The sequence below is a fragment of the Castellaniella sp. genome, assembly GCF_047971665.1.
Lineage (GTDB): Bacteria > Pseudomonadota > Gammaproteobacteria > Burkholderiales > Burkholderiaceae_B > Castellaniella.
In genome coordinates this window covers 1-23,097 of the sequence record NZ_JBKEAA010000005.1, presented here as the reverse complement: position 1 = coordinate 23,097, position 23,097 = coordinate 1, and the positions used below count along the sequence as shown (strand labels likewise).

20 protein-coding genes and 2 pseudogenes are annotated in these 23,097 nt (G+C 65.2%); 14 read left to right on the top strand and 8 right to left on the bottom strand.

The features are described 5' to 3' along the window. Positions 1-95: 95 nt before the first annotated feature. Together ACK5JE_RS01260 and ACK5JE_RS01255 are read left to right on the top strand one after the other, a co-directional pair. Positions 96-457 (top strand): annotated as a pseudogene (locus ACK5JE_RS01260) (SDR family oxidoreductase); the annotation flags it as partial. Positions 458-540: 83 nt separating this feature from the next. Continuing rightward, positions 541-1,464: a DMT family transporter gene (locus ACK5JE_RS01255; RefSeq protein ID WP_416799902.1), complete on the top strand. Its 924-nt coding sequence runs from the start codon at positions 541-543 to the stop codon at positions 1,462-1,464. Positions 1,465-1,533: 69 nt separating this feature from the next. Here the strand turns inward: ACK5JE_RS01255 and bioD are convergent. The 3 genes and pseudogenes from bioD to bioF all read right to left on the bottom strand — a co-directional run. Beyond that, positions 1,534-2,178: pseudogene (gene bioD / locus ACK5JE_RS01250) on the bottom strand (dethiobiotin synthase); the annotation flags it as partial. A 32-nt stretch (positions 2,179-2,210) separates the two neighbouring features. Beyond that, positions 2,211-3,881 carry a methyltransferase gene (locus tag ACK5JE_RS01245; protein ID WP_416799901.1) on the bottom strand — a complete coding sequence of 557 codons (1,671 nt, stop codon included), beginning with the start codon at positions 3,879-3,881 and terminating at the stop codon, positions 2,211-2,213. After that, entirely contained in the window at positions 3,878-5,062 is a 1,185-nt protein-coding gene (gene bioF / locus ACK5JE_RS01240) for an 8-amino-7-oxononanoate synthase (RefSeq protein ID WP_416799900.1), read from the bottom strand. The genes ACK5JE_RS01245 and bioF overlap by 4 nt, the downstream gene beginning before the upstream one ends. Before the next feature lie 200 nt (positions 5,063-5,262). Here bioF and ACK5JE_RS01235 point away from each other — a divergent pair, with 200 nt between their 5' ends. From ACK5JE_RS01235 to ACK5JE_RS01210, 6 genes are all read left to right on the top strand, one after another. Beyond that, a complete protein-coding gene (locus ACK5JE_RS01235; RefSeq protein ID WP_416799899.1) occupies positions 5,263-6,537 on the top strand; it encodes an adenosylmethionine--8-amino-7-oxononanoate transaminase in 1,275 nt (424 codons plus the stop codon). Positions 6,538-6,686: 149 nt separating this feature from the next. Beyond that, entirely contained in the window at positions 6,687-7,475 is a 789-nt protein-coding gene (locus ACK5JE_RS01230) for an SDR family oxidoreductase (protein WP_416799898.1), read from the top strand. A gap of 130 nt (positions 7,476-7,605) precedes the next feature. Then, positions 7,606-8,838 (top strand): styrene monooxygenase/indole monooxygenase family protein, encoded by a 1,233-nt coding sequence (locus tag ACK5JE_RS01225; RefSeq protein WP_416799897.1) that lies wholly within the window; start codon positions 7,606-7,608, stop codon positions 8,836-8,838. Positions 8,839-8,888: 50 nt separating this feature from the next. Then, the gene (locus ACK5JE_RS01220) at positions 8,889-9,818 is read left to right on the top strand and encodes a SphA family protein (protein WP_416799896.1); all 930 of its coding nucleotides are present in this window, start codon (positions 8,889-8,891) and stop codon (positions 9,816-9,818) included. Between the two features lie 33 nt (positions 9,819-9,851). Then, positions 9,852-10,643: a cyclase family protein gene (locus ACK5JE_RS01215; protein ID WP_416799895.1), complete on the top strand. Its 792-nt coding sequence runs from the start codon at positions 9,852-9,854 to the stop codon at positions 10,641-10,643. 5 nt (positions 10,644-10,648) lie between these two features. Then, positions 10,649-12,256: a phytoene desaturase family protein gene (locus ACK5JE_RS01210; RefSeq protein ID WP_416799894.1), complete on the top strand. Its 1,608-nt coding sequence runs from the start codon at positions 10,649-10,651 to the stop codon at positions 12,254-12,256. Positions 12,257-12,314: 58 nt separating this feature from the next. Here the strand turns inward: ACK5JE_RS01210 and ACK5JE_RS01205 are convergent, their stop codons facing one another. The 5 genes from ACK5JE_RS01205 to ACK5JE_RS01185 form a co-directional block, all read right to left on the bottom strand. Next, positions 12,315-13,328 (bottom strand): AraC family transcriptional regulator, encoded by a 1,014-nt coding sequence (locus tag ACK5JE_RS01205; protein ID WP_416799893.1) that lies wholly within the window; start codon positions 13,326-13,328, stop codon positions 12,315-12,317. A gap of 140 nt (positions 13,329-13,468) precedes the next feature. Further along, the gene (gene napH / locus ACK5JE_RS01200; RefSeq protein ID WP_416799892.1) at positions 13,469-14,344 is read right to left on the bottom strand and encodes a quinol dehydrogenase ferredoxin subunit NapH; all 876 of its coding nucleotides are present in this window, start codon (positions 14,342-14,344) and stop codon (positions 13,469-13,471) included. Beyond that, the gene (locus tag ACK5JE_RS01195; protein WP_416799891.1) at positions 14,337-14,951 is read right to left on the bottom strand and encodes a MauM/NapG family ferredoxin-type protein; all 615 of its coding nucleotides are present in this window, start codon (positions 14,949-14,951) and stop codon (positions 14,337-14,339) included. The genes napH and ACK5JE_RS01195 overlap by 8 nt, the downstream gene beginning before the upstream one ends. 57 nt (positions 14,952-15,008) lie before the next feature. Next, complete coding sequence (locus ACK5JE_RS01190) at positions 15,009-16,868, bottom strand: 5-oxoprolinase/urea amidolyase family protein (RefSeq protein WP_416799890.1); 1,860 nt, start codon at positions 16,866-16,868, stop codon at positions 15,009-15,011. Then, a complete protein-coding gene (locus ACK5JE_RS01185; RefSeq protein ID WP_416799889.1) occupies positions 16,865-17,629 on the bottom strand; it encodes a LamB/YcsF family protein in 765 nt (254 codons plus the stop codon). Before ACK5JE_RS01185 ends, ACK5JE_RS01190 begins: the two co-directional genes overlap by 4 nt. Before the next feature lie 92 nt (positions 17,630-17,721). Between ACK5JE_RS01185 and ACK5JE_RS01180 the strand changes: the two genes are divergently transcribed. From ACK5JE_RS01180 to ACK5JE_RS01155, 6 genes are all read left to right on the top strand, one after another. Continuing rightward, positions 17,722-18,393: a GntR family transcriptional regulator gene (locus ACK5JE_RS01180; RefSeq protein WP_416799888.1), complete on the top strand. Its 672-nt coding sequence runs from the start codon at positions 17,722-17,724 to the stop codon at positions 18,391-18,393. 240 nt (positions 18,394-18,633) lie between these two features. Further along, entirely contained in the window at positions 18,634-19,617 is a 984-nt protein-coding gene (locus ACK5JE_RS01175) for a TRAP transporter substrate-binding protein (RefSeq protein ID WP_416799887.1), read from the top strand. 2 nt (positions 19,618-19,619) lie between these two features. Next, positions 19,620-20,126 carry a TRAP transporter small permease gene (locus tag ACK5JE_RS01170; RefSeq protein WP_416799886.1) on the top strand — a complete coding sequence of 169 codons (507 nt, stop codon included), beginning with the start codon at positions 19,620-19,622 and terminating at the stop codon, positions 20,124-20,126. Next, complete coding sequence (locus ACK5JE_RS01165; RefSeq protein WP_416799885.1) at positions 20,119-21,414, top strand: TRAP transporter large permease; 1,296 nt, start codon at positions 20,119-20,121, stop codon at positions 21,412-21,414. The genes ACK5JE_RS01170 and ACK5JE_RS01165 overlap by 8 nt, the downstream gene beginning before the upstream one ends. A gap of 105 nt (positions 21,415-21,519) precedes the next feature. Next, positions 21,520-22,401 (top strand): pirin family protein, encoded by an 882-nt coding sequence (locus ACK5JE_RS01160; protein WP_416799884.1) that lies wholly within the window; start codon positions 21,520-21,522, stop codon positions 22,399-22,401. Positions 22,402-22,474: 73 nt separating this feature from the next. Next, entirely contained in the window at positions 22,475-23,041 is a 567-nt protein-coding gene (locus tag ACK5JE_RS01155; RefSeq protein ID WP_416799883.1) for an NADPH-dependent FMN reductase, read from the top strand. The last annotated feature ends 56 nt before the right edge of the window (positions 23,042-23,097 follow it).

Genomic DNA, 23,097 nt, shown 5'->3' with positions numbered 1-23,097 from the left:
CTGTTTCTCGGACCAGTCTTTTGCCGCTCACTCCGCATCCGGCACAGCGGCACCTCCCTCCAGACGGGTCGCCAGATGCTCGCTCACATCAAATGCTGGAAATCAGCGAGGCTGGATACGATGAGATGAGCGACGTCAACGCCGAGAGCGCTTCCTTTTTCCTCAAAGAAGCTGGCCGGCACGTCAACGACAACAGCAAGATCTGCACCCTGGTGACCTCGCTGCGGGCGCTTTCATCCCCTTCTATGCCTCCTATGCGGGCACCAAGGCCCCGGTGGAACCCTTTACCTGCGCAGCTGCGAAGGAATTCGGCGCGCGAGACATCTCCGTGATGGCCATTGGACGGGGCCCGATGGGTACCCCGTTTTTCTACCAGACGGAAGGCGAAGACGCCGTCGCCTACCACAAGACTGCCGCAGCACGCCCGCCCTTCAGCAAGACAGGGATCAGCGGCATCCGGCCGCGCCACGGCCAGTGTGGATGTCCACCGCTCGCGGAAGTGGCCTATAGTGAGGTTCTCGCCTGATCGGAGACGCCCCCGTGCCCCCACCCATCGCAGGAACACCCGCCCGCCAGACGCTGGTGGGCGTCCTGCTTCTGGTCGCTTCCATGTGGGCGCTTTCGGGTCTGGACGCCAGCGGCAAATACCTGATGGGCCCCGACCCGGGTGTCACGCTGTTCGTTGTCTGCCTGGTGCGCTACGGAGTTCATACCGTGCTGACGATGGTCACGATCATCCCGGCGAGAGGATGGAAAGCCCTGCGCTGCAGCCGGCCACAGGCGCAGGCCGCGCGCGGCCTGTCCATGCTGGCCGCCACCATGCTATTTTTCACGACGCTGCACTACCTGCCGCTGAGCCAGGCGACTTCGATCAATTTTCTGGCGCCCCTGATCGTGCTGGCGATCGCGCCCTGGGCGCTCAAAGAACCGCCTTTCCTGTCGCGTTGGATCGCGGCGGGCGTCGGTCTCCTGGGCGTGCTGGTGGTGGTGCGGCCTGGCTCGGGACTGGATCCGGCGGGCACCCTGTTCGGGCTGTTGACGGCCTGCGCCCTGGCCTCGCAGTACATCGCATCGCGCCGTGTGGCCGTCGACGATCCGTATACGACCCTGATCTGGAGCGGGGCCGTGGGCAGCGCGGTCATGGTGCTGACACTGCCCTTTTACTGGCACGATCTCGTGCTGCTGTCCGGACGGCTCTCTCTACCACAATGGCTGGTGCTCCTGGGCACGGGGTTCTGGGGATGCCTGGGCCATTTTCTGCAAATTCAGGCCTACCGACGCACGCCCGCCTCGCTGCTGGCGCCCTTCGTCTATTTCCAGATCGTCAGCGCCGCCGCGCTGGGCTGGCTGATCTGGAAACAATTCCCCGATCTGGTGTCCTGGCTGGGCATCGCCATCGTCTGCGCCAGCGGCATCACCATCGGGCTCATCGAATGGCGCCGCAGTCACGCGGCACGCGCCTGATTCCTCCCGGGACCCTGCGCCCCGTCAATCCGGTTCCCGGCGCGGGACGTCCCGTGTTCTGGCGCCAGTTCAGGACGCTGTCCGCGCAGTCCGCACCAAAGAATTCAGCATCGGAATACCGGCCGCCGCCTCGGCCACACATCCCGCATCCACCTGCGCCAGCGGCGGAATCTCGGCAATCACAGGCACCTGGCCAAAATGTTCCAGCGCCCCGCGATTGCCGGATGACGGTGGCCCGTTCATCACCACACCCAGCACGGCCACGCCCTGCGCGCGCAAGGCCTTCAGGCTCAACAAGGTATGGTTGATGGTGCCCAGGGTGCTGCGGGTCACCAGAACCACCGGCAAGGCCAGGTGCGCGGCCACGTCGATCATCATGTGGTGCGCATCCACAGGGACATACAGCCCGCCCGCGCCTTCGACCACTAAAGGAGCCCTGGAAAGGGGCAGCCGCAGTCCGGACACATCGAGTGCCACGCCCTCTTCCCTTGCGGCGGCCCACGGTGCCAGCGGCGCCTGCAGGATGGCGGCGGGCGCATGAAGCGTATGCCGGCTCCCCGGGCCCAGCAGCGCCGCCACGGTTTCCGTATCGCCACGCGCCGTGGCGACACCCGTCTGGTAGGGCTTCCAGTAGTCTGCCTTCCAGGCCTTGACCAGAATCGCCGACACCAGCGTCTTGCCCACATCCGTATCCGTGCCCGTGACGAATACGCCCCGGCATGGATCCTCATCAAACGCGGCGGCATTCATGAGAAGGTTCCTGCATTCATCACCGCCCCCGCTCCACGCATGCCACGCCCCTCGAGCATGCCATCGGCCTCGGTCATGCCGCGCGCCTCGGGCACGGCATGGTCCTTGATCACTACGCCGTCCCTGCGCCACAGACCGAATGCGATCCGGTAGGAGCAGCGCGCGCCCGCGCGATCGAATTCGCCGCATACGCGCCGCAATTGCGCCACGGACAGAGGCCGCGTGCCCGGCTGTGGCGCTGTCGCACCGATGCATTTCAGATTGCGCAAAAAATCCAGGGCGCTGCCACACTCATCTACAATCGACTCCACCTCGAGATGCACCTTGAGGCCGGCACACGGCTGGCGCAGCGCGGCTGTTGAGGGGAACCGGAGGGTTCCGGGACGCACGCCCAGCGTCTCATGCGCCCGACGCCACTCGACGAATGTCCCCTGCACCGGCACGGCGACAGCGAGATACCCGGCTGGCGTGAGCAGGCTGGCCAGGCGCGCCAGTCCCTGGGCAGGATCGCCGAACCATTGCAAGGCCATGCTCGAACAGATCAGATCAAAGCTCCCGATATCGTCTTGCGGCGCGGGGGCCTCTCCATCCATCACCTGATAGCGGCTGACTCCGCCCAGGCGAAGACGGCGCCGGGCATGATCGACCATGGCGGGCGACAGATCCGTGATCGTCCAGTCCGCCTCGGGGAACTGCTCCGCCAGCATGCGGGTGAGCATGCCCGTGCCACAACCGACCTCCAGGATGCGAGGCCGCGCCGGCAGGTCGAGTGCCGCGATCCGCGCCTTGAGCCTGGTGGCTACATCGAGCTGGACACCGGCATGACGGTCATAGCGCGCCGCCGCGGCGCCAAACCTCAGATCGACGCGACAGGCCCGCGCCTCCGGGGGATCTTCATCGCGCGCATCGCGCACCGGCGTCCCGCTCCGGGCCTCCGGGGCCAGCCCATGGCGCGTCAGGAAACCGGTGATGCGCTCGGCGCACCACTGCGGCGACTGGCAGGGCAGAAGATGCCCGCCTCCCGGCATCCAGTCGATATCGCAGCCGGGCAGGGCCTCTCCGGTCATGTGCGCGTCCACGACGGGATCATCCGTCCCTGCCAGTATCAGCAAGGGGGCGGGAAAGTCGTGCAGGAAATCGCGCCGATCGAGCACCTGCATCGCCCGCAGATCATGCGCCAGCCGCTGCGGGAATGGAACGGCGCCGGGGGCCGCGCCACAGCGCGCCCGGAATTTATTGACCACGGCGGCGGGCGCATCATCCAGCCGGGCGGCCATGCGCTGTAATACCCGGGGCGCGACCCCCTGCCTGAAATCACGGCCGCCACCAAAACGGGCAAAGCCGTTGATCCCGATCCAGGCGCAAGGCCGCCCCGCTGGTGCCGAGGCAAACCAGTCCAGCATGCGCAAGAATCCGAAGGAATGACCGATCATCACCCACGGACCGTCCGGCAGTGCGTCATCCTGCTCCAGACCGGCAAAATAGCCGCGCTCCAGCACCCGCTGCGGCCAGGCCGGCAACCGGGTCCGCAGCGCATCCCAGAAACTCGCATCGAAGCCCCATCCGTGCGCGAAAACCAGAACCGGCGGGCCGTGAGGGCTGGCAACGTCGCCCGCCAGCGGTGCCTTTTCACGCGACAAAGCCGCCGCATTCACGCGCGTATTCATGCCACGGTCTCCAGCGCCTGCGACAATGCCCGGGTCAACCTGTCGATGTCCGCCCGCGTATGCGCCGCACTGAGCGCGATACGCAACCGGCTGGTACCGCGCGGCACGGTCGGCGGACGGATGGCGGGCACCAGCACCCCCTCGGCTTCCAGCACACGGCTCAGCGCCAGCGCCCTGGACTCATCCCCGATCAGCACGGGCACGATCTGGGTGCTCGAAGCGCCGGTATCAAAACCCAGAGACCTCAAGGCCGCGCGCAAGGCATCCGCCTGATGCGCCAGCGCCTCACGCTCGGCCTGCATGCTGGGCACGAGATCCAGCGCGGCATCGATGGCGCCCAGCACGGCGGGCGGCAGGGCCGTCGTATGGATGAAGCCTGAACAGGTATTGACCAGATAATCACACAGCGCCCGAGACCCGGCGACATAGGCACCAAATCCCCCCATGGCCTTACTGAACGTGCCCATGGCCAGATCGACCCCGCCGGGGGCCAGGCCGGACAGGCCCATGCCATCCGGCCCCAGCACCCCCGTCGCATGCGCCTCGTCGAGATACAGAAACGCGCCATGACGCTGCGCCAGATCGGCCAGCGCGGCCACATCGCAACGATCGCCATCCATGCTGAACACGCTTTCCGTCACGATGATCCGGTGCCCGGGCCGTCCGGCTCCCGAGCAGAGCAAGTCCTCCAGATGATCCAGATCGTTGTGACGGAAACGGATCTGATGGATCCCCGCTGCCCTGGATCCCTGGTGCAGGCTGGCATGAACGAGCCGGTCGACATAGACCTGCGTGTCCTTTCCCAACACCTGCAGCAACGCCGGCAACACCGCGGCATTGGCCTGCCATCCGGAGGAAAACAGCAGCGCGGCTTCCGTCCCCTTGGCGCGCGCCAGCCTGGACTCGATCCCGGCACAGGCCGGGCTAGTACCGCACACCAGGCGGGACGCCGTCGCGCCCGCCCCATGGCGCTGGACATGGGCGCACACCCTGGCGATGAGCGCCGGATGCAAGGACAGTCCCAGATAGTCGTTACTGCAAAAATTCAGGATCTTGCGTCCATCGCACAGGCTGCGCCCCGGCGCCGCGTGCTCGAACACGCGGACGTCACGACGCAGGTGCCGCTGTTGCGCGGCGCCCAAAGCGTGATTGAAAAGCTCATCGAATCGATCCGCACGCATCCCGCAAGACCTCTGGATTGATAAAATCATGCTCAGCGATGATAGCAAAATGACTGAAATAAAATGATTTTCAATGTGTTTAAAAAGAAGATAGAGATATATATGAATTTTTAGCTTTCTCCGTCAATTTCTGTGAAGCCGGCTTTATCGGCCCGCCATCCTCGCGCGGCCCCGGATAACCCTCTTGATTGAAACAAAATATGAACGCACCGTTTCCCAACTGGCTGCAGAACGGACAGCGCCATATCTGGCTGCCCTACACGCAAATGAAGACCGCCGGCCAGCCTCTCTCCGTCGCCCGCACGCAAGGACACCAGATCGAGCTGACCGATGGCCGTGTCCTGGTCGACGGCATTGCCTCATGGTGGACCGCCTGTCATGGCTACAACCATCCGCACATTGCCCGGGCCGTCCGGGCTCAGCTTGAATGCATGCCGCACGTCATGTTCGGCGGGCTGGTGCACGAACCTGCACTCACCCTGGCGCAACGCCTGTGCGCCCTGCTCGGCCCCGGTCTGGATCGTGCGTTCTTCACCGAGTCCGGCTCCGTATCGGTCGAAGTGGCCCTGAAAATGGCCATGCAATACTGGTTCAATCAGGGACAAACGCAACGGCGACGCATCGTGGCGTTCCGGGGCGGCTACCACGGCGATACCTTTGCCACCATGGCGGTCTGCGACCCGGGTGTGGACATGCATACCGCCTTCGAGGGCGTCATCGCGCCACAGGACCTGCATGAGCTTCCGCTGGACGAGGCGCGCACCGAGACCCTCGACCGATGGCTGCGCACCCATGCGGACCAGGTCGCGGCCATTCTTGTCGAGCCGCTGGTGCAAGGCGCGGGCGGCATGCGGATGCACGAACCCGCCGTGCTCGCGCGGTTGCGGTCGCTGGCCGACCGCCATGGCATCCTGCTGATCTTCGACGAAATCTTCACCGGCTTCGGCCGGACAGGGACCCTGTTTGCCTTTGAACAGGCAGGCGTCCGGCCAGACATCATCACGCTGTCCAAGGCGCTCACGGGGGGCACTCTGCCGCTGGCCGCGACCGTGGCGAGCCAGCGCGTCTTCGACGGCTTCTGGTCCGACGATCCCTCGCATGCGCTGATGCATGGCCCCACCTACATGGGCAACGCGCTGGCCTGCGCTGCGGCGCTGGCCTCCCTGGATCTGTTCGAAAGCGAACCCCGGCTGGCCCAGGTTCAGGCCATCGGGCACTTGCTGCGTGACGGCCTGGCGCCTTGCGAGACGCTGCCCCATGTGCGAGAGGTCCGCGTCAAGGGCGCCATCGGAGCGGTTGAATTGAACGAGGCGCCCGACCTCATCGCGCTGCGTCACGCATTCCTGGAAGCCGGCGTCTGGATCCGTCCCTTCGGCCGAACCGTTTACCTGACCCCGGCCTTCACGACACCGCCCGAAGCCATCCGGCGACTGACGGACGCAATCAGTACCGTGCTGGCCACGCTGCCTGGCTGACAAACTGCAATTCCCGGATAGTCCTCGCAGAATCAAGATAGGCGACCAGAAAATAATTTAGCACTATTCAATTCACAACTAAAGTAATTGGAATCGGCTCGAAAGAAGCCCGCCCCAGGAATCAGTGCACGGTCGCACAAGGAGACAGCATGAAAGGACTGACAGACAAGACGGTCGTCGTGACCGGCGGCGCCACATTGATCGGCGTCGGCGTCGTGCGGGCGCTGCGCGGATACGGCGCCCGGATCGCCGTCCTGGACATCGACGCCAAAGGCGGAAAGCAGCTCGCGGACACGGATCCCGAAGGCATCCACTTCTGGGAAACGGACATCACCGACGACCAGCAACTGGCCGCCGCCATCGAAGCGGCCGCAAAGCATTTCGGCAAGCTGAACGGACTGGTCAATCTGGCCGCCACCTATCTCGACGAAGGACCGAAGTCAGGTCGCGAGGACTGGCTCAAGGCACTGGATGTCAATCTGGTCAGCGCCGTGATGGCCGCCCGCGCCATCCATCCCCACCTCGTGCAGGCCCACGGCGGCGCCATCGTCAATTTCACCAGCATCTCCTCCAAAGTGGCGCAAACCGGGCGTTGGCTCTATCCCGTCTCCAAGGCGGGCATGCTGCAAGTGACCCGCAACATGGCCATGGACTTCGCGCCCGACGGCATCCGCGTCAATTCTGTTTCACCCGGCTGGACCTGGTCGCGCGTGATGGACGAGCTCACCGGCGGCGACCGCGCCAAGACGGACCGTGTGGCCAAGGATTTCCATCTGCTGGGGCGCGTGGGCGATCCCCGGGAAGTCGGCGACGTCGTCGCCTTCCTGCTCTCGGACCACGCCTCATTCGTGACCGGCGCCGATTACGCCGTGGACGGGGGCTATTCGGCCATGGGGCCCGAGCAGGCCAATCCGGCCATTCCGCGCCTGGCGCAGTAACGCGCGTTCGAAGCCATCGATTTTCTCGCGGCGGCCGGCCCTCCCCGGCATGGCGGCTGCTTCATGCCACATCCACCCCCCTATTCGATTCCGGACCAAGGAATCACGTTTTCGACCAAAGGAGCTCAACATGCCGCGCATTGCAATCGTGGGAGCAGGACAATCGGGTCTGCCGCTGGCCTTCGGCCTGCTGGCCAAGGGCTATGAAATCACCATCGTCACCAACCGCACGCCGGACGACATCCGCAAGGGCTCGATCCTGTCGAGCCAGTGCATCTTCGATCCCGCCCTGCAGATCGAACGCGACCTGAACATCAACGACTGGGACGATGTCTGCCCGCCCGTCGAAGGGATCGGTTATGCCGTGCCCCATCCGGAACAGCCGGACACCAAGGTCATCGACTGGAGCGCGCGGCTGGTCCGGCCGGCTCAATCCGTCGATCAGCGGGTCAAGATGCCCGTCTGGCTGGAAAAGGTCGAAGCGATGGGCGCCCGGGTGCTGGTCCAGAACGCGGGAGTCGCCGAACTCGAAACCCTGACCCAGGAGCATGATCTGGTCATCCTGTCGGCCGGCAAGGGCGACGTCGTGCGCCTGTTCGAGCGCGATGCGAGCCGCTCTCCCTTCGACAAGCCCCAGCGCGCACTGGCACTGACCCAGATTCATGGTCTCGAACCGATGCCGGAATACTCGCGGGTCTCGTTCAACCTAATCCCCGGCGTAGGCGAATACTTCGTCTTCCCGGCCTACACCCTGAGCGGTCCCTGCGACATCATGGTGTTCGAGGGAGTGCCCGGCGGGCCGCTGGACATCTGGCGTGATATCCGCTCACCCAGGGAGCACCTGGCGGCATCGAAGCAATTCCTCGACAAGTTCCTGCCCTGGGAAGGCGCGCGCGCGCGCAAAGTCGAACTCACCGACGACAAGGGCATCCTGGCGGGGTCGTTCGCCCCGACGATCCGCAAACCGGTGCTCACCCTGCCCTCCGGCCGCATGGTGTTCGGCATGGGCGATGCGGTCTGCGTCAACGACCCGATCACCGGCCAAGGCTCGAACAACGCCACCAAGGCAGCCAAGGTCTATCTGGACGCCATCCTGGCGCATGGCGATCAGCCCTATACCCGGCAATGGATGGAACAGACCTTCGAGAAATTCTGGGAGTATGCCCACTGGGTGGTGGCATGGACCAATTCCCTGCTCACGCCGCCGCCGCCCCAGGCCCTCAAGTTGCTGAGCGCGGCCAACACCTCGCCCTCGCTGGCCAGCTTCCTGGCCAATGGCTTCAATCATCCGCCCGCCTATTTCCCCGCCTGGACCGACATGGCGGCCACAGATCACCTGATTCAGGAACACCAGGCGGCATGAGCCGCACCAGAACTCCTTCAAAGCGCACACAAGACAAGCGGAGACTCCTCATGAACTCAAGAAAACTCATCGTCGCGCTGACACTGGCGCTTGGTCTGTGCGGCCTGGCCCAGGCCAAGGAAGGCGGGGATCAATATCCCAACGGCGCCGAAAACTGGATGGCCGGCGCCGTCCCGCCCCCCGGCAGCTATTTCGTCAACTACGCCGGGTATTACTCCGGCAAACTGCGCGATGGCAACGGCGACCGGGTTCCCGGCGCCAGCGTCGATGCCTGGTTCGACGCCCTGCGCTACATCAACATCACCCCCTACAAGATCCTGGGCGGCAACTGGGGCTGGCACATCATTGCCCCGATGGTGCGCCAGCACATCCGCATGGGCGGCGGCTCCGACACCGATTTCAGCCTGGGCGACGTCACCATCAGCCCCTTCATCCTGTCCTGGCACAGCGGCAACTGGCACTGGGTCACCGCGCTCGACATCTATGTGCCGGTGGGCGATTACCACTCAGGCGAACCCCGGCGCAGCATCGGCGCGAACTACTGGAGCTTCGAACCGGTCTTTGCCGCCACCTACCTGAATCAGGCCGGCTGGGAAGCCTCGGCCAAGTTCATGTACAACTTCAAGACCACCAACTCCTCGTTCAGTCCGTTCCCTGGCGGCCCCAAAATGGATTACCGTTCGGGCGACGAATTCCACATGGATTTCCTGGCGGGCAAGCACATCGGGCCCTGGGCCGTGGGGGTCTCTGGGTATTACGTGCAGCAGACCACCGCCGACAAGCTTGACGGAGAAACCATCTCGTCGGCCATGGGGCCCTGGTCCGACGGCCGCAAGGGACGTGTGCTGGCATTCGGCCCCAGCGTGAACTACACGACCAAATCGGGCTTGCAGTTCACAGCGCAGTGGCAGCATGAGACCCTGGTCAAAAACCGTTTCGGTGGCGACAAGTTCTGGCTTAAGCTGGTCATGCCGCTCTGATTCACGCCACTTCGACTCACAGGAGGTAACCTCATGACGACCGATACGCAAACCCTGCTGCCCCAACTGGCCGCCCGGCTGGCAAAAGGGAACATCCGGGTCATCGATCTGACCCAGACCCTGAACGAGACCTTTCCCGCCTTGCAGTTGCCGCCGCAATTCGGCCAGGTCCAGTCCTTCAAGATCGAACGCATCTCGCACTACGACGAGGCCGGCCCGGCCTGGTACTGGAACAACTTTTCCTGCGGTGAGCACACCGGCACCCACTTTGATGCGCCGGCACACTGGATCACCGGGCGCGACTACGCCGACAACACGGTCGACACCATCCCGGCCGGGCAGTTCATCGCCCCGGCCGTCGTCATCGATGCCAGCGCCGAGGTGGCGCGTGACGATGACTGGCTGCTCACGGTCGAGTACCTGGAGGCCTGGGAGCAACGCCATGGCCGGATCCCGGAAAACGCCTGGGTGCTTTTCCGCACCGACTGGTCGCGACGCGCCGACCGCCCGGAGGTATTCCTGGGCATGCGCGAGGACGGCGCCCATACCCCCGGCCCGACCCAGGCGACAGTCGAATGGATGATCCATGAGCGCAAGGTCCATGGCTTCGGCGTCGAAACCATCAACACCGATGCGGGCCAATCGTATGCCTGGCCGGTGCCCTACCCTTGCCATACGCTCATGCACGGCGCCAACCGGTATGGCCTGCAATGCCTGAAAAACCTGGATCAGCTTCCTCCCCAGGGGGCCATCATCCTGTCGGCGCCGCTGAAGATCGAAGGCGGCTCGGGCAGTCCCCTGCGTGTTCTGGCCCTGGTGGAGTGAGCTCCATGCCCGACACCACCGACGCGCAGGTCGTCTTCATCGGCAGCGGCATCAACTCGCTGGTTTCGGCGGCCCTGCTGTCGATGCGCGGCGAACAGGTGCTGGTCCTCGAGCGCAACGGCCGTCCCGGCGGCTGCATCCGCACCGAGGAACTGTTCCCCGGCTACCAGCACGAAGTCATGTCGTCCTGGTATCCCCTGTTCGTCGGCAGCCCGGGCTACGCCGAGCTGCGGCCGGCGCTGGAGTCTCTCGGCCTGGCGTTCGCGTCCTGCGATTACGCCACCGGATGGGTGCATCCTGACGGTCGTTCGGTCGCCCTGCGCCAGGATCTCGCCGATGCCGCGCAGCGGCTGGAGTCCCTGGCACCGGGTGACGGCAAGGCACTGGAAGCGGCTGCGGCCCGCTTGTTCGGCGAAGACGCCGCGCTGACCTTCGGGCTGCTGGGTCAGAACCTCTACGGCCGCGGGGTGCTCAAACTGCTGTTCTCCGAATGGCGCAAACGCGGCGTGGACGGCCTGGCGGCCTATGCCGCCGGGGCCCTGGAAAGCTTCCGCAGCTGGTCGGAACGCAGCCTCCAGGCCGACGAATCGCGCGCCCTGATGGCGCCCTGGACCCTGCATTCGGGGCTGGGACCGGACGACGCCACCTCTGCGCTGATCGGCAAGCTCACGCTGGCAGCCGTCGTCAGCTTCGGCATGCCCGTGGTCAAGGGCGGCGGATCACGACTGGTCGAAATCCTTTGCCGCCTGATCGAAACCCATGGCGGCCGGGTGCTGACCGACGCTCAGGTCGATCAGATCGAACTGACCGGACAGGGCCGGCGTCGGCGCGCCACAGGCGTGAAACTGGCCGATGGCCGGCGTTTCGGAGCCAGCCGGGCGGTCGTCTGCAATGTGACGCCGCAACAACTTTACGGCACGCTGCTGCCCGATCCGCCCGAACCGGTGCGCAAACACGCCGAGGCCTACCGCTACGGCCGGGGCGACATGCAGATCCATTTCGCGCTGAACGCCCCCCCGGCCTGGTGCAATCCGGAACTGCTGAAGGTGCCTCTCGTCCATCTCACGGAAAGCCTGGAACAGGTCTGCCTCTCGGTCACGGAAGCCAACAACGGCTGGCTGCCCGCCCGCCCCACGATGGGGATCGGCCAGCCCGTGGCCGTCGATCCCGGCCGCGCGCCCGACGGCGGCTGGATACTCTGGATCCAGATGCAGGACATCCCCACCCGGCTCAAGGCCGATGCGGCCGGCGAGATCGCCATCCCGGACGATGGCTGCTGGAACGACACAGTGCGCGAAGCCTTTGCCGATCGGGTCCAGGCGCGGCTGGAACATGTCATGCCCGGCCTGGGCGAACGCCTCGTCGGGCGGCGCGCCTATTCGCCGGCCGATCTGGAGGCGCTGAACTGCAACCTTGTAGGCGGTGATCCCTACTCGGGCAACTGCGCTCCCGATCAGTTCTTCTGGCTGCGACCTTTCGCGGGAACCCGAGGGGCCCGGGGCAACCGAACGCCAGTGGCGAACGTATTCCATATCGGTGCCAGCACCCACCCCGGACCGGGCCTGGGCGCCGGATCGGGCTATCTGGTCGCAGGGATGATCCACCCTCGCTGAACCGGCCTGTCGTGCGCCGCCACCAGGAGGACGCCTCCCGGAACCGGCCGGCCACGGCTCAGCCGTTGCGGCGCAAGGTCTGGCTGGGCGTCTCGCCGTAGCGGCGCTTATAGTCGCTGCTGAAGCGCCCCATGTGGGAAAAGCCCCAGCGCAAGGCCACGCCGGTCACGTTGCGGGCATCGCCACCCACCAGTTCGGCGCGCACCCGCTCGAGCCGCAACGCATGCAGATAGCTCATCGGACTGACCCCCAGAAAATCCCGGAAACCGGCATACAGACTGCGCACACTGCTGCCTGCCACCAGCGCCAGCTGGTCGATGGTGATCGGCTCATGGACATGGGCTTGCAGGTAATCCTGCACCCGCCTCACATGACGGGGCAGCACGGCGCCGCACCGCGCCGGTGAGGCCCGGGAATAATTATGCCGATGCGACGACAGCATCACGGATGCCGCCAGCTGCTCGAGCGAGGACAGCACCAGCTTGTTCTGCACGAGGTCGGGACACTGCACGGCGCAATCGGCCAGATAGTCCAGCAGACATCGCCAGGCCGCCTGCTCCCGCCAACGAAATCCCAGGTCGAAACGCAAGGGTTCGTCCAGCGGATGGCCCAGCAAGCCGACCAGGGTGCGCTCGACCAGCGAGCGCGACAACCGCAGCATCAGCTGGTCGTTGCCCGCCAGCCAGCGCATGCGGACCTCGTCATCGGGATTCAGCACGGATGCCAGACGGGTATCGGAATCGATGCCGAGGCCATTGCTCTGAATGCAGGCGCCTCCCGCGACGGGCATCTGCACCAGATAGAAATTCTCGAGCGGATCGGGGTCGATGGTCACCGTGGCGCCGTAACGCAGGCGGCTGAGCGTCACCTCGCCGAACCCCACGTGATACATCCGCGCATCGAGCGTCTCTACGTCCCGCCCCAGGCCAAGCCGGTGGGACTGCATGACACCGCCCACCCGCAGCCGGGTCTCATCCAGATCAGAGGAAGCGAACAGCAGGCGCTCCGACCCCTGCAGCAATTGCTCGATGGACGTCGCCCGCTGGGCGGCATGGGAGGATGAAGGTGACATGATCGGTCCCTGGTATGAAGAACTTTATAGAGCCCTCAAGACTTTGATTTCCATCAATAAAAACCCCGAACAACCTCCAAATGGACAGGATCCCATATCCTTTTGTTGCGCAAGCTATCCAAAATATGCCGGAAACAGGATCAGATGCGCCTTCCTGGCTCACGCAAGGCCGCCGGATCCACATCGCGCGGCTGCCCTCCCGGCGGGACCCTCCTGACAACCGAAAACTGGAAAACCTGCTGCTCACAGACATCGATGCAGCGACCGCAGCGCAGACAATCGATTTCATCGATCTGCACACCATGGCCATTGATGGCCCTGAGCGCCGGACTGATCACCTGCGGCTCGGGACAGTAGGTAAAACAATCGCCACAATCATTGCAGGCATCGCGCCGCACGGCCGCCACCTGCACGACACTGTAACGACCCATGGCCCCATAAAACCCCCCGACCGGACAGACATGGCCGCACCAGCCATTGGACAGCACGAGAAAGTCGAACAGGAAAATACCGATCACCGCGATGAGCCCGCCCAGCCACAGGCCGAAGACCAGTGAGCGCATGACCAGGTTGATGGGATTGATCAACTCCCAGAGCGCCAGCCCGGCTACCACGCTGCCCAGCAGGCTGAACACTAGGATCCCGTAGCGCAGCCGCTTGTCGATCCGCAGCACCCTGGCTTTGCGCCAGCCCAGCGCACGGCGCAATCCCTGGGCGGCATCGGTCACCAGATTGATGGGACAGACCCAGCCACAAAAGACGCGACCACCCACCAAGGCATAGAACACCAGCACGATCAGACCGCCCCAGAGCGCGCTGCCGCTGAGCGGATGACCCGCCACCAGACTTTGCAGCAGAACGAACGGGTCGGACAACGGCACGCGGCCAAACCAGACACTGCTGCCCAGGGTTCCCTGGGCAACCGGCAGGCTCATCCAGGGGCCGAGCGCGAAAGCCGCCAGAATCAGGCCCTGGCAGACACGCCTCGACAGCAGATGGCGGCCTTTCTCAAACATGGCGGGGCACGACGCGAATCGCGGCGGAAGGCGCGATGCAATCATGTTCGCACTTCCCGCAGCCGGTGCAGACGTCGGGATCGACCACCGGCGTGAACAGACCGCCCATGGGAGTCGGGCCGATCACCAGGGTGATCGCCTGCCCCTGCAGCGGACAGGCACGCACACATCGGTCGCAGAAGGAATTGCCAACATAGCTGTTGCACAGACCGGGATGGCTGAGCGCGGCCACCCCCATGGTGGCATCGTTGATCTCATCCAGTCCCGGATCGAGCGCGCCCGTGGGACAGGCCTGCAGACAGGGGATGTCGGGACACATCTCGCAGGGCACCTCCCGCGCGATGAAATACGGCGTGCCACCCTGCGTCGAACCGTCGAAATCAAACAGCCGCAGGGTATCGTAGGGGCAGGCCTCGACGCACAGGCCACAGCGGATACAGGCAGCGTCGAAGGCATGGGCATCGAGGGCCCCCGGCGGACGAATGTGGGTCAACGCCCGGGCCGGCAAAGGTTCGAGCATCAGCGGCAGACTCAGGCCGGCTCCCGCAGCCAGGCCACACAGCCCTGTCTGGAGAAACCGCCGACGCGAAATCTGTCTGATGACCATCGACCTTCCTGTTCACCCCCTATTCTCATGATAATGAATAAATCCGGTTATAAACAATCAGGATTTATCCTTGGATGCAGCCGGCAAGCGCAATGTATCCTGCCGACGCCGGAAACGCAGGCGCGCCCCGACCGGCACCTGCGCCAACCGGTCCAGTTGCGGCGCGGGCACCACGGCAATGACCGGATATCCGCCCGTGAGCGGATGATCCGCCAGGAACAGGACAGGTTGCCCGCTGGGCGGCACCTGCAGGGCCCCTGCCACAGCGCCCTCGCTGGGAAGTTCACCCGGACGACTGCGAACCAGTGGCGCGTCTCCGGCCAGCCGCATGCCCACCCGATTGGACTGCGGTGTCACGACCCAATCCTGCGACAGGAGGCGTTGCAACGCCTGCGCGTCGAACCAGTCGTCCCGCGGCCCGAAAATGACACCGAAATCGAGCCGATCCCCCGGCTTCGGAAGCACGATCTCATCCGGCGACCCGGGTATCTCGCGCGTCTGCGCGCGTTCGTCCGGTCGGTCATCGGACGGGACGGGACAGCCGATCGGCAACCGATCCCCTCGTTTCAGAGGCGCGGGGCCCATGCCGGCCAGGATATCCGTGGCGCAACTGCCCAGCACCGGCCGGACCGCCCAGCCGCCCTGCACGGCCACATAACAGCGCACACCGGCGCGAACCCGGCCAATCCGCAGTTCATCTCCCTCGCTCAGCGCGATGGCGTGGCCCGCGGCGGCAGGCAGGCGCATGCCCGAAGCCGAGGTCACGACAACCGGTGCCGCCGCGCCGGTCACTGCGACCACGGCACGGCCACGGCAGATCAGCCGCAATCCACCCAGGACATGCTCCAGCACCGGCAGGCCGGGCGGATTGCCCACCAGACGGTTGGCCCCGCGCATGGCATGACGATCGAGCGCGCCCGACCGGGAGACCCCCAGACGCGTCAGGCCGGGTCGGCCTTCGTCCTGGACCAATGTCTGCAGTCCCGCATCCAGGACCTCGCAAGCCGCCGACGCATCAGACGCGGGGATGCCGGGCGGATCCGGCCATGGCGCGGCGCCAGGCATCGGCCCAGGCCCGGGCGCGGATATGAGCCCTGGCGCGAGCTCGGGCCCAGATGCAGGTTCAGCCCCAGGTGCAAACGCGGTGGAGGCCGAATCATGATCCGGGGGGGCTGAGATGCCCACGGTGGATCGGCTGTATCGGGTTCCAGGCGCATCCAGGTCGACGAAACGCACCCGGAAGCCCGGCTGCACCAGCGCAGGCTCGGCCCGATCCATGTCCCACATGCGCCAGGGCGTCTCGCCCAGCAACTGCCAGCCACCCGGGCTGTCGGCCGGATAGACGGCGCTGAAATCCCCGGCCACCGCCACCGAACCGGCAGGCACCCGCACGCGCGGCGCCGAACGGCGCGGCATGCCATGAAAACAAGGATCGCCCCCCGCCAGATAAACGAAGCCCGGGGCGAACCCCGCGAATGCCGCCAGATAGTCGCTGCCGGTATGGCGCTCGATCACCTCGGCGCGCGTCAGGCCGAGCATATCGGCGACCGCCTCCAGGTCCTCGCCCGCATAGCGCACCGGAATCTCCACCCGCCGTCCGGTGGCGGCCGCCAGGCCTGCCCCCGGGGATCGGCCCGGCATCGTGGCGTCAGGCGACAGGTCGCCCCCGGCGCCGGCCTGCGCAGCAGCGGCCCGCCGCAGCCAATCCGCCACATCACTCGCCATCAAGATGGCTGGATCGAACATGACCAGCAGGGTGCGGGCGGCGGGAATCACGTCCTGCACCCCGGCGGGCCATGCGCCCAGGGCCTGGACCAGCGCCAGGATCTCCTCCAGAGAGCCGAGTTCGGCCAGCACGGCGGCATCGCCGGCGGGCAGGCAACGGGGCATGCGGATCGGACCGTCCAGCACATTCATGCCGTTTTCGCACCCGCAAAAGGCGACAGAGGGATCCCGGCCGATTCCAGCCGCCGACGCACCGCGTGCGCCATCGCCACGGCCCCGGGGCTGTCACCATGCACACAGATGGAGTCGGCCTGCAGCCGCACCCGGCGTCCGTCGATGGCGGTGATTGCACCCGTCCGCACCAGATCCAGCATGCGATCAGCCACTTGTTCAGGATCATGCAGCACAGCGCCTGCTTCGCGGCGCGACACCAGGGCGCCGTCGGGCATGTAGGCCCGGTCGGCAAAGGCCTCGGCCACCACGGGAACCCCGCGTTCCCGCGCCCAGTCAAGCAGAGGCGAACCCGCCAGCGCCATCAGGACGAGCCCGCCATCCAGTTCCAGCAGCGCGGTCACGACATCGGCCGCCTGACGCCGGTCATGGGCAATCGTGTTGTACAGCGCGCCATGCGGCTTGACGTAGGAGACCCGGGTCCCGGCGGCGGCGGCGAGCGCCTGCAACGCGCCAATCTGATAGATCACATCGGCCACCAGCTCGCGGCTGGACGGATCCATGTTGCGCCGGCCAAAACCGGCCAGATCGGGGTAGGCGACATGCGCACCGATGGCAACTCCGCGCGCGGCTGCCGCGCGCAGCGTGTCCAGGATGCCGGCCGGATCGCCGGCATGAAAGCCGCACGCCACGTTGGCACTGGTGACAATATCCAGCATGGACGCATCATCGCCCATGCGCCAGGCGCCGAAGCTTTCGCCAAGATCACTGTTCAAGTCCATGTGTGTTCCTTATCATTGCAAAACGACCGCCGGATCGTTGAACGATCCGGGAGAATCGCCCTCATCGCAGGGCCACGATCCTGAGGACCGCCATGCATCCCCGTCATTATTCCAGCCCCAGCACGGCACCGAGTCTGACCGACGTCGTCGCGGAGACGATCCGCCAGCAACTCATCCAGGGGCAGTTGCGGGCGGGACAAAGACTGTCCGAAGCGGGGCTGAGTGAACAACTGGAAGTATCGCGCAACACCCTGCGCGAGGCTTTCCGGATTCTGTCCAAGGAGGGGCTGCTGCGTCACGAACCCAACCGGGGGGTTTCGGTGGTGGTGCCTTCGATTGCCGACATCATTGACATCTATCGCGTGCGCCGCCTGATCGAATGCCAGGCCCTGGCTCAGGCCTGGCCCCGCCATCCCGCCCACAAACGCATGGAACAAGCGATGGCGCAGGCGCGCCGCATGCGCGACGCGGGCAACTGGCTGGAGGTCGGATCGGCCAACATGCTGTTTCATGCGGGGATCGTCGCACTGGCCGACAGCGCGCGCCTGTCGGCGATGTTTGCCGACATCTCGGCCGAGTTGCGGCTGGCTTTCGGCCTGCTGGACGATCCCGAATATCTGCATGCTCCCTTCGTCGATCTGAATGCCCGTCTGCTGGAATTGTTCGACCTCGGCGACACGGCGACCGCCGCGCGAGACCTGGAAAGCTACCTGATCCAGTCCGAACGCATGGTGCTCTCCGTCTACTCCACCCGGGTCGACTGAGCCGCTGCCTCTCGCAGACGGCCCGGTCAACATTCGCAAGCGAATCCCGGCTCTTATTGTTGAACAATATAAATGGATAAATTCAACAATCAGAGGCTATATCAGCTACAAAGATATTCTTATTGTTGATAACCCTGATCGACGTCCCGGCACGGATGGTCTATCTTTATCGTCATCCATTGCCCGGGCAGCCCCGGCCGCGCGGCAATATCCTCCCGATCCTTCTCCAGGAGCCTCACCATGAAGCGTCGCACTTTCTTCGCCACCGCCCTGGTCGCCGCCAGCCTGGGCTTCACCGTCCAGGCCCAGGCTGCCACCAAGTGGGATCTGGCCTCGGCCTATCCCGCCTTCAACTTCCATTCGCAAAACCTGGCCACATTCGCCAAGGATGTGGACGCCGCGACCCATGGCGACCTGAAAATCACCGTTCACTCGGGCGCCTCCCTGTTCAAGATGCCCGAAATCAAGCGTGCCGTGCAGGGCAACCAGGTCCAGGCCGGCGAGTTCTTCATGGTCAGTTTCCAGAACGAATGGCAGCCCTTCGGTCTTGACGGCCTGCCCTTCCTGGCCAGCACCTACGATGAGGCCTGGAAACTCTACCAGGCCCAGAAATCCGCCTTGCAAAAGAAACTCGATCAGCAAGGCATGGTGCTGCTGTATGCCGTGGCCTGGCCGCCGCAGAGCATCTACAGCAACAAGCCCATCAACTCGGGCGCCGACCTCAAGGGCCTGAAATGGCGTGTCTACAGCCCCACCACCGCCCGCATCGGCGAACTGGTCGGCGCTCAGCCCGTCACCATCCAGGAGGCCGAACTGTCTCAGGCGCTGGCCACCGGCGTCATCGAAGGACTGATCACGTCCAGCGCCACCGGCGCGGACAACAAGCTCTATGAGCACATGAAATACTTCACCAACGTCCGGGCCTGGATCCCGAAAAACGCCGTGGTCGCCAACAAAAAGGCCGTCGAGGCCCTGTCGCCGGCCTCGCGCAACGCCCTGATGAAAGCCGCGGCCGCCGCCGAAACGCGCGGCTGGGAAGCCTCCCGCAAGGTCGATACCGACTCCATCGCCAAACTGAAAGCCGGCGGCATGGAAATCGTCGAGCCCTCCGATCAGCTCAAGGCTGACCTCGCCAAGGTCGGCGACACCGTCATCCAGGAATGGACGGCCAAGGCGGGCGACGAAGGCAAGCAGATTCTGGACGCCTACCGCGCCAGCCGCTGATCATGCGCCGGTTCCTCGACGGGATCTACACGGCCAGCGCCTGGCTGGCCGGCCTGGGCATGATCGGCGTCCTGCTGATGGTGTCCACCACCATTCTGGGGCGCCTGCTGGGTTTTCCGGTCGGCGGCGCCGATGCCTACGCCGGCTACGCCATGGCCGGCGCGGGTTTCCTGGCCCTGGCCAGCACCCTGAAACACGGCGAGCACATTCGCGTCACCCTGGTCCTGGGCATGCTGCGCGGCCGGAGCCGCCGGGGGCTCGAAATCCTCGCCCTGCTCATTGCCGTTGCGCTGTCGGGCTTTCTTGCCTTCTATTCGGCGCGCCTGGTCTGGCAATCCTGGGACTTCCACGACATCTCCACCGGCATCGACGCCACCCCCCTGTGGATTCCCCAGATTCCCATGGCCGTGGGGACCCTGATCTTCTTCATCGCCTTCCTGGACGAGTTCTGCCTGGAACTGCTGGGCAAGCGTTCATCGGCAGACTCCGAGGAAATCCATCATGAATGAGATCTCGGCCAGCATCATCCTGATCATCGTCCTCTTCACCCTGCTGGGCGGGGGCGTCTGGGTCGGCCTGACTCTGGCCGGCGTCGCCTGGTTCGGCATGGACTTCTTTTCCAGCCGCGCCGCGGGCGATGCCATGGCCATCACCATCTGGGGCAGCTCCAGCAGCTGGACCCTGACCGCCCTGCCGCTGTTCATCTGGATGGGCGAAATCCTTTATCGCACCAACCTGTCGGAAAACCTGTTCCGCGGTCTGGCGCCCTGGGTCAACCGCCTGCCCGGACGCCTGCTGCACACCAATGTGCTGGGTTGCGCCATCTTTGCCTCGGTCTGCGGATCCTCGGCCGCCACCTGCGTCACGGTGGGCCGCATGAACCTGCCGGAACTGCGGCGGCGCGGCTATCCCGACGCGCAGATCATCGGTTCGCTGGGTGGCCCGGCCACCCTGGGATTGCTGATTCCCCCGTCCATCATCCTGATCGTCTACGGTGTGGCGGCAGAGACCTCGATCGCCAAGCTCTTCATCGCCGGCGTCATCCCCGGAGTGCTGCTCGCCTTGCTGTTCAGCGGCTGGATCGCCGGCTGGGCACTGCTGCACCCGGATCGCGTGCCGGAGTCGGCGGGCGGCCTGTCGTTCGTCCAGAAACTGCGCGAATCGCGCCAGCTGATTCCCGTGGTCCTGCTGATTCTCGGCGTGATCGCCAGCATCTACAGCGGCATCGCCACCGCCACCGAATCAGCCGCCATCGGCGTCCTGGGCGCCTTTCTGCTGTCGGCCTGGCAAAAGACCCTGACCTGGCAATCGTTCCGCGACTCGCTGCTGGGCGCGACACGGTTGTACTGCATGATCGCCCTGATCCTGTCGGGCGCCGCCTTCATGACATTGTCGATGGGCTACATCGGGCTGCCCCGCGAACTGGCCGAATTCGTCGGCAGTCTGAATCTGTCGCCGGGCATGCTGATCATCGTGCTCAGCCTGTTCTATATCTTGCTCGGCTGCTTTCTGGACGGCATTTCCACGATCGTCCTGACCATGGGCGTCGTGCTGCCCATCATCCAGGCGGCCGGCATCGACCCGCTGTGGTTCGGCATCTTCCTGGTCATCACCGTGGAGACCGCCCAGATCACGCCTCCGGTGGGCTTCAACCTGTTCGTGCTGCAAAGCATGACCCGCAAGGAAATCACCTACCTGGGCCGGGTCTGCGCCCCCTATTTCGGCCTCATGGCGCTGCTGCTGGTGATCCTTTGGTATTTTCCGTGGCTGGCGACCTGGCTGCCCAGCCACATGTAGCATCCCCTCTCTGAACCTCCGCCCGGGGGTTCACTTGTTTCCCTGACACTTCAAGATTATCGTATTCGCGGGGCCGTCCTTCATCCGGCTCACGCGAGAAAACCGATGACCGCCTCCCTGCTGATCAACCGCCGCTCACACGACCTGGGCGGGGGATTCTTCGTTGGCCGTGTCCTGCCCCACCGCAAGCGCCGCATGGTGGGCCCCTTTATTTTTTTCGATCACCTGGGCCCCATGGACGTGGCTCGTGGCGCCCCGCGGGCACTGGATGTCAGGCCACACCCGCACATCGGCCTGTCGACGGTCACCTACCTGTACAGCGGCGCCTTCACCCACCGCGACAGCCTGGGATCGAACCAGGAGATCCGCCCCGGCGAGGTCAACTGGATGACGGCCGGCAGCGGCATCACCCATAGCGAACGATTGGAATACGCACGTGCCCACGGCGCCAACCTGCACGGCATCCAGGCCTGGGCCGCCCTGCCGCGCGAGCACGAAGAAACAGCGCCCGCCTTCCACCATCACCAGGGGGCCGACGAGTTGCCCGAATTCCAGGAGGGCGGCGTCACCGGCCGCCTGATCGCCGGCGCCATCGACGGTGCCTCGGCACGCGTCAGGACGCATTCCTCCCTGTTCTACCTGCACTGGGAAATGACCGACGGCGCGCGCCGCACCCTGGGGACGACATATCCGGAACGCGCTGTCTACGTGGCCCGGGGCGCCATCGACCTGGACGGCCACCCGCTGGCCGAAGGCCAGATGCAGGTCCTGGAATCCGGACGCACCGCGCAGATCCAGGCCAGAGGTCCCGCCACCGTCATGCTGCTGGGCGGCGAACCGATCGGCGAACGATTCATCTACTGGAATTTCGTCTCATCCTCGAAAGACCGGCTCGAGCAGGCCTGCGAGGACTGGCGCGCCCAGCGCATGGTCCTGCCGGTGGACGACGACCAGGAATTCATCCCGCTGCCCCAGGGCGCGGGCTGACGCCTGCGCCACGGCCTCGTCATTTTCCGCAAGTCATCATCAATCCTCACTCCTCCAAGCAAGGATGCCCACAATGTCGCTCAAGCTTCAAGTCATCATCTGCAGCACCCGCCCGGGCCGCGTCGGCCCCGCCGTCGCGCGCTGGTTCCACGAGTTCGCCCGCAACCACGGCCAGTTCGACGTCGAACTGGTGGATCTGGCCGCCTTCGACCTGCCGATCTACGACGAGCCGGTGCATCCGCGCATGCAGCAGTACGCGCACGATCACACCAAGCGCTGGGGCGCCAGCGTGGCCCGCGCCGACGCCTACGTCTTCGTCATGCCCGAGTACAACTACAACCCGCCCCCCGCCCTGGTGAACGCGCTGAACTTCGTCTACAGGGAGTGGAACCACAAGCCCTGTGGCTTCGTCAGCTATGGCGGCGTCTCGGGCGGCCTGCGCGCCGCTCAGGCCGCCAAGCTGCAGATCACCACCCTGAAGGTCATGCCCATGCCCGAGGGGGTTGCCATCCCCATGGTGCCCAAGCACATTCAGGAAAACGGTGAATTCGCCTCCAACGAACTGATCGACGCGTCAGCCGTCACGCTGCTCGACGAGCTGCTGCGCTGGGCCACCGCGCTGAAGACCCTGCGCACTTGACGCCTCGAACAGTTCCTACCACTTATGTGCATCGGCCGCGTCGGCGCATGAAATCG